The 12,139-nt window shown below is 67.6% G+C and carries 11 protein-coding genes; 5 read left to right on the plus strand and 6 right to left on the minus strand.

Annotation, left to right across the window (positions count from 1 at the left end):
- Window positions 1–6 precede the first annotated feature (6 nt).
- The gene (locus tag EGT50_RS06905; protein ID WP_127951903.1) at window positions 7–1,077 is read right to left on the minus strand and encodes a metallophosphoesterase; all 1,071 of its coding nucleotides are present in this window, start codon (window positions 1,075–1,077) and stop codon (window positions 7–9) included.
- A gap of 139 nt (window positions 1,078–1,216) precedes the next feature.
- Here EGT50_RS06905 and EGT50_RS06910 point away from each other — a divergent pair, with 139 nt between their 5' ends.
- The gene (locus EGT50_RS06910; RefSeq protein ID WP_127951905.1) at window positions 1,217–1,597 is read left to right on the plus strand and encodes a PPOX class F420-dependent oxidoreductase; all 381 of its coding nucleotides are present in this window, start codon (window positions 1,217–1,219) and stop codon (window positions 1,595–1,597) included.
- Between the two features lie 31 nt (window positions 1,598–1,628).
- On the opposite strand, the gene EGT50_RS06915 is transcribed toward EGT50_RS06910, so the two are convergent.
- The 5 genes from EGT50_RS06915 to EGT50_RS06935 form a co-directional block, all read right to left on the minus strand.
- Entirely contained in the window at window positions 1,629–3,062 is a 1,434-nt protein-coding gene (locus tag EGT50_RS06915) for a lipase maturation factor family protein (RefSeq protein ID WP_127951907.1), read from the minus strand.
- 75 nt (window positions 3,063–3,137) lie between these two features.
- Complete coding sequence (locus EGT50_RS06920) at window positions 3,138–4,124, minus strand: LLM class F420-dependent oxidoreductase (RefSeq protein ID WP_127951909.1); 987 nt, start codon at window positions 4,122–4,124, stop codon at window positions 3,138–3,140.
- Between the two features lie 40 nt (window positions 4,125–4,164).
- Window positions 4,165–4,557, minus strand: a complete 393-nt coding sequence (locus tag EGT50_RS06925; protein ID WP_127951912.1) for a YchJ family protein — start codon at window positions 4,555–4,557, stop codon at window positions 4,165–4,167.
- Window positions 4,558–4,619: 62 nt separating this feature from the next.
- On the minus strand, window positions 4,620–5,993 hold the full coding sequence (locus tag EGT50_RS06930; RefSeq protein WP_127951914.1) for a metallopeptidase TldD-related protein: 1,374 nt from the start codon (window positions 5,991–5,993) through the stop codon (window positions 4,620–4,622).
- Between the two features lie 19 nt (window positions 5,994–6,012).
- Entirely contained in the window at window positions 6,013–7,569 is a 1,557-nt protein-coding gene (locus EGT50_RS06935) for a TldD/PmbA family protein (protein ID WP_127951917.1), read from the minus strand.
- A 222-nt stretch (window positions 7,570–7,791) separates the two neighbouring features.
- Between EGT50_RS06935 and EGT50_RS06940 the strand changes: the two genes are divergently transcribed.
- The 4 genes from EGT50_RS06940 (at window position 7,792) to EGT50_RS06955 (ending at window position 12,017) form a co-directional block, all read left to right on the plus strand.
- Window positions 7,792–8,295: an FxsA family protein gene (locus EGT50_RS06940; RefSeq protein ID WP_127951919.1), complete on the plus strand. Its 504-nt coding sequence runs from the start codon at window positions 7,792–7,794 to the stop codon at window positions 8,293–8,295.
- Window positions 8,296–8,313: 18 nt separating this feature from the next.
- Window positions 8,314–9,930: an amidohydrolase gene (locus tag EGT50_RS06945; protein WP_127951921.1), complete on the plus strand. Its 1,617-nt coding sequence runs from the start codon at window positions 8,314–8,316 to the stop codon at window positions 9,928–9,930.
- Complete coding sequence (gene lnt / locus EGT50_RS06950; RefSeq protein ID WP_127951923.1) at window positions 9,920–11,518, plus strand: apolipoprotein N-acyltransferase; 1,599 nt, start codon at window positions 9,920–9,922, stop codon at window positions 11,516–11,518. Before EGT50_RS06945 ends, lnt begins: the two co-directional genes overlap by 11 nt.
- A gap of 265 nt (window positions 11,519–11,783) precedes the next feature.
- Window positions 11,784–12,017, plus strand: coding sequence for an MbtH family protein (locus tag EGT50_RS06955; RefSeq protein ID WP_127951925.1), 234 nt, complete (start codon window positions 11,784–11,786; stop codon window positions 12,015–12,017).
- Window positions 12,018–12,139 lie beyond the last annotated feature (122 nt).

Consider the following 12,139-nt stretch of genomic DNA (forward strand, 5'->3'; position numbering starts at 1 on the left):
TCGGGGTCAGGCCAGGCGGCGGTCGAACGTGAGAGTTGGAGCTGCGGTGGGGATGTCGACGGTGTAGACGCGTAGCCGCACCGCTTCCGCCGTCAGATCCATCACCATGAAGCCCACGTCGTCGAAGTTCTGATAAAGATTGGCCCGGTCCGTCCGGGAGGACTTGCCGTGCGAGTTCTTCCCGGCCGCGCCGGAGACGATCTGTCGGGTGCCCTTGGACGCGACGGTCGGCTCGAACACCTGCAGCGAGTGATCGTGTCCTGACAGGAGAAACTGGCACCGCCCGACGACATGATCTTCGAAGAACTGCTTGGCGTAGACGCCGTTCATGGGCGCGATCGGGATCCCGTCGTACTCACCGGCGTCCCCGTGCGAACCGTTGCTCAGGTACGGATGGTGGGTGCACGCGATCTTCCACTTGGCCGGCGACGACGCGATCGCGTTGTCGAGCCAGGCCCGCTGCTCGTTCATGTACTGACCGTTCACCGCCCAGTACGGCACGAACAGTGGGGGAAGATAGGCGGCCACGGGGTTGAGGTCGAGCACGAAGAACTCGACGATCGGATTCTCCTCGGGCACCCGCACCGAGTAGTAGCGGCTAGGCATCCACCACCGGCGGGAGCTGCCGTGGTAAACGACCTCGTCGTTGCCGCGCAGGAGCCACCCACCGTCGCCGGGAACCACCAAGCTGGTGTCGTGGTTGCCGAGCGCCATCACCCACGGGAAGTCGAGTTCGTGGTTGGGGTCCTCGAACTTGGTGGCGAACTGGACGTCGTGCCCACCGTTCGGCCCGGATTCGTAGATGTTGTCGCCGAGCCCCAGCGCCATCCCGAACGGCTCGCTCCGGTGCAGGGTACGCATAGCGTCGGCGACTGCCCACTGCGCCGGGGTGCCGGTGCCGGCGTCGCCGGTGACCAGCACGCGCACCTCATCCGCTGTCGGGAAGGTGTACTTCTCAGCGTCGGGCACGGCGGCGGAGGAGGAGGCAGGTGCCATCGCAGCGATCGGGACGGCGATACCTGCCGCGCCCGCACCGGCGAGGAAGCGGCGTCGGTTGATCTGGTTCAACTCGGTCACAGGTGTCCTTTGTCGGTGTCGTCGGTTTGCAGTTCCCCTAGCAAACCCCAACTCGGACATCCGTTCAGGTGAATCCGGCCGGATTCGAGAATATTCATGCGACGTTCATGGCGTTCCGGTCGCGCCGTAGGCTGAGCGCATGACTGTCACACTGAGCGAGATCGGTGCCGCGAAATACGTTCTGCTGACCACATTCCGAAAGGACGGATCGGCGGTACCGACACCACTGTGGGCCGCGATGGATGGCGACCGGATGTTGATGTGGACCGTCACCGATTCGTGGAAGGTCAAACGGATCCGGCGCTCGTCTCGGGTCACCGTGGGGGCGTGCGATTTTCGTGGAAACCCGAAGGGACCACAGATCGAGGCGACGGCTGCCGTGCTCGACGACGCCGGCACCGAAGGTGCCCGCGCCGCCATTGCCCGCAAGTACGGAGTGATCGGATGGATCACCGTCAAGGGCAGCCTGCTGCGGCGTGGCCGCGAGGGGACCATCGGCTTGGCGATCTCCAGTGCCTGAGGAACTTGCCTGAGTCAGACTTGTCTGAGCCTCACTGCCTCCGCTGCAGTGAGGCCGGCGGCATGAAGTCGGACTCGTACGTGCGGGCCCACCATGCCCCGGTCGCGCGGCGCTCGGCACGAGTGGTGAACCGGTACCGGAAGGTGCGTGCCCGCACGTAGGTGGGCGGGCGGTCCGGGAACGGATTGTGGTGGAGCAACTTCAGGGTTGCGCGGTCGCCGTCGAGCAGTCGGGTGACGAACCCGCCGAACCAGGGCGCCGCATAGCTGGGGGAGATCGCCGCGAACCACATTAGCCAGTCCAGCCGAAGATGGTAGGGCGCGAACTGACGCGGCCTCCGCCGCAGGTCGCCCGGTTTCCCTTTGAACTCGTACGCCCGCCACTCGGTGTCCGGGGTGACGTGTTCATCGGTCGTGCCCTCCACGACGATCTCCCGCCGGGTGCGGGTGATGTGGCCGAACGCACCGTACGTGTTCACCAGATGCCACGGGTCGAACGATGCGTTCATCATCTGGTGGCTGGACAACAGGTTCCGGGCCGGGCGGTAGCTCAGTGCGACGATCGCGGCGGTGAAGGCGACGACGGCGACGACGAACCACGTCGGGGACGAGGCGATGCCCGTGGGTGCCGATATCGGGAGGAGAGCCTCCCAGAAACCATCCGGCAGCACCGACAGCCCGAGCACGATCGCGAGCCAGTTGAGCCATGAGAAGTTGCCGCTCGCGACCAACCACAACTGGGTGGCGATCATGATCGCGGCTGCCCCGCCCGCGACGGGCTGCGGCATGAACAGGAAGAACGGCACGATCAGCTGGGTGAAGTGGTTGCCCGCAACCTCCACTTTGTGTAGCGGACGGGGCAGCCGATGGAACAACCAGCTCAACGGCCCGGGCATCGGCTGGGTCTCGTGGTGGTAGTACAGGCAGGTGAGGTCGCGCCAACACGGGTCGCCGCGGATCTTGATCAATCCGGCTCCGAACTCGAGGCGGAACAGCACCCAACGCAGCAGCAGCAGTGTCAGCAGCGGCGGTGCCGTGTGGGCGTTCCCGACGAATACCGCCAGCAGTCCCACCTCGAGTAGGAGCGACTCCCACCCGAACCCGTACCAGAGTTGACCGACGTTGACGATCGACAGGTACAGCGCCCATAACAGCAGCCAGCCCAGCATGGACAGCGGTAGCGGTAACAGGTCCAGTAGCCCGAGAAGGGCGAGCGCCGCCAGCCCGGCTCCGGTCCAAGCGATGAAGGCGAAGAACCGGTCCGAATAGTGCAGGTGGAAGATACTCGGGGATCCCTGCCACCGCCTGCCTGCGAGAAATCGCCGGATTGGGAGCATGCCGTGGTCTCCGAGCAGTGGCCGGAACTGGTTTGCCGCGACCAAGAAGGCACAGAGGTAGATGACGGCCAGCCCCTCCTTGAAGAGCAGCCGTCCCAGCCAGTAGTCGGAGGTATCGAACCAGTCCACGACAGGGCTCTCCTCACGCGGACGTTACTCCGGGCTGCCGCGCCCGACCAGCGCAGGTCGGCCAGCGCCGGCCGATCAGGCCAGGTTCGGAAGCACTTCCCGCTCGAGCAACTCCAGGCCGGACGTGTCGTAGGCGGCCTCGGGGACGTAGAAGATCGCGTACTCGAGGCCTTCGTTCTTCAGTTTCGTGAGGTTCTCGACGATCTGCTCCGGGGTGCCGACGGCGGGCAGGCCTCGGAAGCCACCGAGCGAGGCATCGGCCTTCTCCGCGCCGACGATCGGTTCGAGGCGAGCGCGTAGCGCGTCGAGCCGGTCCTGCACCTCCGCCTCGGTGTGCCCGATGGCGACGTTGTAGTTCGCCGACCGCACGATGGCACCGAAGTCGGTGCCCACTGCGGCGCAGTGCTCACGCAGCAGTTGCGACTTGTGGGCGAACACCTCGGGGGTGCCGTCGAAATTCGTGTACCGCGCGTACTTCGCGGCGATCTTCAGCGTGACCTTCTCGCCGCCACCGGCGATCCACAGCGGAATTCCGCCGTCCTGCAATGGCAACGGGCGCACGATCGCGCCATCCACCTGGTAATGCCTGCCGTTCAGGGTCGCGGTACCGGTCGTCCACGCTTGCCGAAGGATCTGCACACCCTCGTCGAGACGACCGAGCCGCTCACCGGCGGACGGGAACCCGTATCCGTAAGCACGCCACTCGTGTTCGTACCAGCCACCGCCGATGCCCATCTCCACGCGTCCGCCGGAGACGATGTCCGCGGTGGCCGCGACCTTCGCGAGGTAGGCCGGGTTGCGGTAGCTCATGGCGGTGCACATCTGGCCCAACCGGACACGCTCGGTGATGGCGGCGAAGGCCGATACCAGCGACCATGCTTCATGGGTGGCCTCGTCGGTGGGTTCGGGAACGGTGTGGAAGTGGTCGTACACCCAGATCGACTCCCACGGCCCCCGGTCCGCGCGCAGCGCAAGGTCACGCATCGTCCTCCACTGTCGGGCGGGCTCGATGCCTACCAGGTCGAGTCGCCAACCCTGGGGCACGAACAGTCCGAAGCGCATGATGGTCCTCCTGTCGCCAAGCTGAGATATCGGTTCTTCGCTACCGTAGGGCGTCCATGTAGAACCACTGTCCGTTCTCCCGGACGAACTCGCTGTGTTCGCGCATGGACCTGCGCTGACCGTGATCGGAGTAGTAGGCGACGAACTCGACGGTTCCGGTGTAGTCGAACGGTCCGCCGCCCGACGTGTGCAGGACCTCGAGGCGCCGCCACACCAGATCCGGGTCCAGGTCGAGCGTCGCCGGTCGCGTTCGTGTGTGCCACGTCCGCCGCAGGTAGTCGGCGTCTCCGATGACGAATGCCACGTAGCGGGACCGCATCAGCTGTTCCGCTGTCGGGGCGACGGCGTCGCCGCGGTGGAATCGTCCGCAACACTGTTCATACCGTTCCCCGGACAGGCACGGGCACCGGTCGTCGTTCGAGACTGTCTTCATCGCCGTTCCTTGTCTGTCCGGCTCAGCGTCTTTCCGGCCCTTTTCGGCTCACACTTTGCCCCTCACTGGGCCTGGCTCACCGACGACATGTGGAAGTCTGGAATCCGCATGGGTGGCATAGCCGTTCGGGTGAACCAATCCTTCCATTCGCGCGGCAACGTCCGTTCGGCGGCGCCGACCTCCGTCGCACGGCGCAGCAGATCGAGCGGGCTCTCGTTGAACCGGAAGTTGTTGACCGCCGCGGTGACCGCGCCGTCCTCGATCAGGTACACACCGTCCCGGGTGAGCCCGGTGAGCAACGCGGTCGCCGGATCGACCTCGCGGATGTACCACAGCGTGGTCAACAGCAGGCCCCGCTCGGTGCGGGCGACCATGTCGTCGAGCGTGGCGTCGCTCCCACCCGTGAGCAACAGGTTCTCGCCGGGCACCGCGACCGGCGTTCCGAACTCTGCGGCCGCGGCCCGGGGATAGGCGAGGGCGCTGATCACGCCGTCGTGGAGCCAGTCGACCCGAGCGGCGGACATGCCGTTGTCGAACACCGAGACGGTGTCCGTCGACGTCGTGGTCGCGACGAAGGGGGCATACGCGAGACGGTCGGCGTGTGGATCCGAGTACAGCGTCAGCGGAATGTCGGTCAGGCGCTCGCCGACGCGGGTGCCGCCGCTGCGGGAGAACGCCGTGTGCCCCTCCTGCGCAGCACGCCCCTCCATCGCCCACACGAGCGGAATCAGCAGGTCTGACACCGCGGACGGTGGCAGCACCGTCTCGTACCGGCCGGCCGGGAGGGAGACCGTGCGCGCCGACCAGTCCAGTCGACGTGCCAGATCCGCCAGCAGCACCGGGACGGAGACGTCGGTGAAGTCGGGGCTCGCGGCGCCGACCCAAGCGCTCGCATCACCGCGCTTACCGTTGATCTCGATCGAACCCGTCGGCTGGCTGAAAGCCCGGCGGATGCCCTTCGAGGTCGCCAACCATGTGCTGTGCAACTGGTGGTGTGCGAACCCGTAGAGCCGATCGGTGCCGTCGAAGCCTTCGGCCAGGCCCGGCACCAACGCTTCGAATATCCCGACATCCGTCGTCGCGGGCCCGTCGGACCACGTGCCTTCGTCCGCCTCGCCGGTGAGGTCGCCGGTGAGTAGGTCCATTGCGTCCTCGGCGGGTTGCGCAGAACGAGCGGCGGTCTCGCTGGCCTGTACCACGGCGGCCACCGATTCGGCGTCGACCGTTGACGACGTCACCGCGCCCACCCTGGCGGTGCCGCCGTCCCGGACGATCGAGATCACCGTCCACGACCGCGAGGCCGACACCCCGTTGGTGGTCATCGAGTTACCTGCCCAGCGCAGCGACGCCTCGCCCACGTCAGTGACCAGCACCATCGTTTCGTCGGCGGTCGACCTCGCCAAGGCCTCCTCGACCAGTTCCTGTGCCGTGATCACCGCGGACCCTCCGCTCCGGTCACTGTCCGCCACCTTCCAGGCGGGTGTTGAGTACGTTCACGCCGCGCAGCAGCACCGACGGGCAGCCGTGGCTGACCGCGGCGACCTGACCGGGCTGCGCCTTGCCGCAGTTGAACGCACCGCCGAGGCGCCAGGTCGACGGGCCCCCGACGGCCTCCAAAGACCCCCAGAAGTCGGTCGTCGTGGCTTGGTAGGCGACGTCGCGCAGTTGGCCGTCGATCCGTCCGTTGCGGATGCGGAAGAATCGTTGCCCGGTGAACTGGAAGTTGTAGCGTTGCATATCGATCGACCAACTCTTGTCGCCGACGATGTAGAGGCCGTCCTCGACGCGGGAGATCAAGTCGGCGGTGCTGGTGTCGGTACGCGGGTCCGGCTGCAGCGACACGTTGGCCATCCGCTGGATCGGCACGTGGTGGGGCGAATCGGCGTATGAGCAGCCGTTGGAGCGGTCCCGGCCGAGCCGAGGCGCGAAGGCGCGGTCAAGCTGGTAGCCGACGAACACACCGTCGCGTACCAGGTCCCAGCGCTGCGCCGCCACCCCGTCGTCGTCGTACCCGACGCTGGCGAGTCCGTGCGGTTCGGTTCGATCCGCGGTCACCTGCATGATCGGTGTGCCGTACCTCAGCGTGCCGAGTAGATCGGGTGTCGCGAACGAGGTACCGGCGTATGCGGCTTCGTACCCGATCGCGCGGTCGTATTCGGTTGCATGGCCGATCGATTCGTGGATCGTCAGCCACAGGTTGGTGGGGTCGATCACGAGGTCGGTCGGGCCAGGCTCGACGCTCGGTGCCTTGCTCTTCGCCCCGAGCAGGCTGGGGATCTCGGCGAGCTCTGCGTCCCAATCCCACCCGGTGCCGGCCAGATACTCCCATCCCCGGCCGACCGGCGGGGCGAGAGTGCGCATCGTCTCGAACGTACCGGCGTCGGCGTCGACGGAGACTGCCTCGAGCTGTGGATGCAGGCGCACCCGCTGCTGGGTGATCGTGGAGCCCGCCAGATCGGCGTAGAACGTCTGCTCCTTGACCTGAAGACAACTCGCGAGCACATGGTCGATACCGTCCGCGTCCAGCAGGATTCGCGAGTAGTCGTCGAACAGTGCCACCTTGTCGGCCGTGGCGATTGCGAACGGATCGCGGTCGTAGCCGGACACCCACACCGCGTCGCGGTACACCGGTTCCGGTGCGAGCACGACGCGTTCGCGGCTCAAGGTGCGCAGGGCCCGGGCCACTCGTACCGCCTCCGCCGCGACTGCCGCAGCGCGCTCCGGAAGAAGCTCGGCGTGCGATGCGAACCCCCACGTTCCGTCGATCACGACCCGGACCGCGAACCCGGTCTCGACGCTGTCCTGCACCGATTGGACCCTGCGGTCGCGCAGGCGCAGCGACTGGGTCACCAGGCGATGTACCCGCAGATCGGCGTGCTCGGCTCCGGCGGTCCGGGCGACGGACAACGCGGCGTCGACGAGCGCAGAAGAGGGCAGACTCGTGAACTCGGGGTCGACCGGACGGTCGGAGGCGATCGAGCGTGGGACCCCGGCGCCATGCGTGACGATCACGCGCCCAGCCTAGTCGGCTTCGCAAGGGTCGCGCGGACGGTGCGCGGCCGATCGGCCTCCTACTGGTGACGCCGACGCGGGTAGAGTCCGAACACGAACCTCAGAGCTACGGGACTACGTGGTTGAAGGCGGTCGTGCGGGAGAAATCCAGGGTCGTCGCTCGTTGACCGGATAGAGCACCTGCCAGCACCCAGCCGGCACCCGCCACCGAAAGGACTCTCCATGGTCGCCCTACTCTTCGTCAGCTACGTCGTGGTGGAGGTCGCCGCCCTGATTTGGGTGGGAAGCACGATCGGCGTGCTGTGGACGGTTCTGCTCCTGATCGCCGGATCCACCGTCGGCATGGTGCTGGTCAGGTCGCAGTGGAGGGCCGTCATGGATGGCTTCCGCCGCGCTACTCGCGGTGAGGTCTCTCCCACCGGCGCGGTTGCGGACGGCGCGATGGTCGTCGCCGGGTCGGTGCTGATGTTCGTTCCGGGCTTGGTGACATCAGCGCTCGGCTTGCTCATGCTCCTGCCACCGACACGATGGGCCCTGCGTCCGCTTGCGGTCCTGCTGGCGGGCAGGCGCGCGGCCGTGACCCTCGCCGGCGCCGAGTTCGCCTCCCGGACCGCGGGAGCGCGGCGAGGGCCCGTCATCGACGGCGAGGTCGTCGATGTTGAACCGGATGTCGATTCCGATGTCCGGTGGGGTGGTCCGACCCAGGAGCCGCGCGCGCTGCCGTAGCAGGCACACTGGTTCTCCGTGAGTACCCAACTGTTGGTCGGCGGCCGCATCTACAGCCCCAGTGCCCCCGACGCGACCGCTATGGCAGTGACCGACGGCGTGGTGGTCTGGGTTGGGGAGGATCGTCCCGGACGCGCACTCCACCCCGGCGCGCAAGTCATCGAACTCGACGGCGCCTTCGTGACGCCGGGGTTCGTCGACGCCCATGTGCACGTGACCGCACTCGGCCTGCAATTGACTGGGCTGGATCTCGGCGGGGTCCGGGACAAGACCGAATGCCTCGATCGGGTACGCCGATTCGCGAGTGAGCACGATGGCCCAGTCGTCTGGGGGCACGGGTGGGACGACAGCCGCTGGCCGGATGCCGCCCCGACGACGGCCGAACTTGACGAGGCGGCGCCCGGCCGTTCCGTATACCTCACACGGGCCGACGCGCACTCGGCGCTATGCTCGACCCCCCTCCGGCAAGAGACGCCCAGTCTGGCGTCCGCGCCGGGTTACACGCCCGACGGCGCTCTCACCGGTGAGGCGCACCACAGCGTGCGCGCCCGGGCGCGAGCGCTGTTGACGCCGACGCAGCGCGCACACGCCCGGGTCGCGGCACTCGATCATGCCGCGGCGCAGGGCATCGTGGCCGTTCACGAGTGCGGCGGACCCGACATCAGCGGGCTCGACGACTTTCGAGACCTACTCGCCGCCGTCCACCGTGTCGAGGTTCGCGGCTACTGGGGGGAAGCCGTGGACTCGCCCGAGGCGGCCACCGAACTGCTTGCCCGGAGCGGAGCGCACGCCCTCGGCGGTGACCTCTTCATCGACGGTGCCCTCGGCTCGCGCACGGCGGCGGTGCTGGTGCCGTACCACGATTGCGCGGGCCACCGCGGGACCACCTATCTCGACACCGACACCGTCGCCGCGCATGTGCGGGCCTGCACCCTCGCAGGCATCCAGGCCGGGTTCCATGCAATCGGCGACGCTGCAGTCGCCGCCGCCCTCACCGCGTTCGGGACCGTCGCCGAGGAGCTCGGCGGACCGGCCCTCGCAGCCCGTGGCCATCGGATCGAGCACCTCGAGATGGTGACCCCGGAGCAGGCCGCGCAGCTCGGCTCCTGGGGCGTGATCGCGAGCATGCAACCAGTGTTCGACAGACTATGGGGCGGCCCCGACGGCATGTATGCGCAGCGCCTCGGCGCGGAGCGGGCGGCGCGAATGAATCCGTTCGCACCCATCGCGGCGACCGGGATGTCGCTGGCGTTCGGCTCCGACGCCCCGGTCACCCCGATCGATCCTTGGGCGATGCTGCGAGCCGCAGTTCACCACCGCACACCCGGCAGCGGCGTCTCGCCGCGGGCGGCGTTCGCCGCAGCGACCCGCGGAGCCTGGCGGGCCGGCGGCGTCCGGGACGGCATGGCCGGCAGCCTCATCCCGGGAGCGCCCGCGTCGTACGCGATCTGGGATGCCGACGAACTGGTCGTCTCGGCCCCCAGGGATTCGGTGCAGCGGTGGTCGACCGACCCACGTTCACGCGTCCCAGCGCTTCCGCGGCTCGACGACGACGCCCGTGCACCTGTGTGTCTGAAGTCGGTACATCGCGGAGTGACGGTCCACGAGCGCGGAGTCACGGTCCATGAGCACTGAGCCGCGTCTCGACAGGCGAGCCCTGACGACGATCCTGCGCGACAGTGTGCTCGCGGTCGCGTCGGGCCTGCTGCTGTTCGGGAGTTTCCCGCCTCGACCGTTGTGGTTCCTCGCACCGCTCGGAATCGCATTGTTGACCGCGGTTCTCACCAACTACGGCGGCTGCGGCCGGACCCTGCGCGCCGGTTTCGGTTACGGATTTCTGGCCGGGCTGGGGTTCCTGGTTCCGCTGCTGCCGTGGATCGGCGAATACGTGGGCCCGCTGCCCTGGCTGGCCCTGGCTGGGGCCGAATCGGTGTTCATCGGGTTGTTCGGCGTCGGCACGGTGCTCGCCGCGCGCCTGCGCACCGCCCCATGGGTGGTCGCGCTCGCGGTCGCCGCAGTGTGGAGCCTGACCGAGTGGTTGCGGTCGTCGGTGCCGTTCGGAGGGTTCCCCTGGGGGCGGCTCGCTTTCGGACAACCCGAGGGTTGGTTGTTGCCGTTGGCCGCGCTCGGCGGTGCGCCCCTATTGAGCTTCGGGGTCGCCCTGACGGGCACGGGACTGGCGGCGGCCGCGATCGTCTGGGCCCGACGGCGGTCGCTTCGGGCGCTGGTCGGGCCCGTCGCAGTGGCCTGTGTCGCGTCGGTCGCGGCGGTGGCGACCGTTCCGTACGTGGACGCGGATTCCGGCGGCGACCGGACCATCACCGTGGCCGCGATCCAGGGGAGCGTTCCCCGTCTCGGGCTCGACTTCAACGCCCAGCGCCGCGCGGTGCTCGACAACCACGTGCGCCGGACACTGCAACTGGCGGACGACATCGCGGCCGGCCGAGAACCGCAGCCCGATGTGGTGGTGTGGCCGGAGAATTCATCCGACATCGATCCGCTCCGCAACGCCGACGCGGCGGCCGGGATCACCACCGCCTCCGAAGCGGTGGGGGCACCGATCCTCGTCGGTGCGGTGCTGGTGAACGCCGACGGCACTACCACCAACTCGGTGATCGTGTGGAACGGGGCCGAGGGGCCCGGCGACCGCCACGACAAGAAGATCGTCCAGCCGTTCGGCGAATACCTGCCGTACCGCAGCTTTTTCCGGCTGTTCTCGTCGTACGCAGACCAGGCCGGCAATTTCGTGCCAGGGAACGACAACGGCGTCGTGACTGCCGACGGGATCCCGATCGGTGTCGCCACCTGCTACGAGGTGGTGTTCGACCGCGCCCTCACCGAGTCGGTGCGCGACGGCGCGCAGCTGATCGCGATCCCGACGAACAACGCTACGTTCGGCGACACCGAGATGACCTACCAGCAGTTGGCCATGTCGCGAGTGCGGGCCGTCGAACACCGCCGCGATGTGGTCGTCGCGGCCACCAGCGGGGTGAGCGCGATCATCGCTGCCGACGGGTCGGTCCGGCAGGAAACGCCCCTCTTCGCGCCGGCTGCGCTGGTCTCGGAGGTCACTCTTCGCACCACTACGACACTGGCGACTCGGCTCGGCCCGATTCCGGAGGTTCTGCTCTGCCTCGGAGCCGCCGCGGCCCTCGCGCTCGCCGCGGTGCGCAGCCGCAGACCGTCGGACTCCGGTGAGCATTCCCGCGTGCAGAGGACGTGAGAATCTGCCGCCGATCGCCGGCCCGGTGCCACAACGGGTAGTCGCGGATCGTATGAGGCGAACCCTGAAAGCCGGGATTTCGGGGTTTTTCCGAACCCATATTCAACTCACGCGTCCCGTGGGTGTTCTCCCGTCACAAGGCCGACTTTTCGCGGGGTGCATCCTCGGCTTGCGCGCCTAACATGGTGTAACGAACCTGGTAGGGAGCGCGAACAACCGTGTGGGTGTGCACCACTATGCGTCGAAGCGATCGAGAGGTGAAGTGGTGACAAGTCCATCTACCCCCTTCGAGGACCCTGAAACCGAATACCTGGTGCTGGTGAACGAGAAGAACCAGCATTCGCTGTGGCCCGCGTTTGCCGACGTTCCCGTCGGCTGGGCGATAGCGCACGGAAGGGCGTCCCGTCGTGCATGCGTCGACTACATCGACCGCAACTGGACGGACCTACGGCCGAGCACTTTGCTTGCCGCGGGAGAGCATGATCCGTCCCGCTACTAGAAGCAGGACCACGTACCGAGGCACCGTCGACCTGGCCCCCATAATCGGGGCCGGACGATTCGGGCCGAATGGTCATTTTCATCTATCTACCAGGACAAATGCCGATTCTCAGGTGGCACAGA

This window comes from Rhodococcus xishaensis (assembly GCF_004011825.1).
Lineage (GTDB): Bacteria > Actinomycetota > Actinomycetes > Mycobacteriales > Mycobacteriaceae > Prescottella > Prescottella xishaensis.

What these genes read in the sequence shown, in the direction of transcription:
- EGT50_RS06910 (WP_127951905.1), top strand. Translation starts at nt 1,217, where the DNA reads ATGACTGTCACACTGAGCGAGATCGGTGCCGCGAAATACGTTCTGCTG.
- EGT50_RS06920 (WP_127951909.1), bottom strand. Translation starts at nt 4,124, where the DNA reads ATGCGCTTCGGACTGTTCGTGCCCCAGGGTTGGCGACTCGACCTGGTA.
- EGT50_RS06925 (WP_127951912.1), bottom strand. Translation starts at nt 4,557, where the DNA reads ATGAAGACAGTCTCGAACGACGACCGGTGCCCGTGCCTGTCCGGGGAA.
- EGT50_RS06940 (WP_127951919.1), top strand. Translation starts at nt 7,792, where the DNA reads ATGGTCGCCCTACTCTTCGTCAGCTACGTCGTGGTGGAGGTCGCCGCC.
- lnt (WP_127951923.1), top strand. Translation starts at nt 9,920, where the DNA reads ATGAGCACTGAGCCGCGTCTCGACAGGCGAGCCCTGACGACGATCCTG.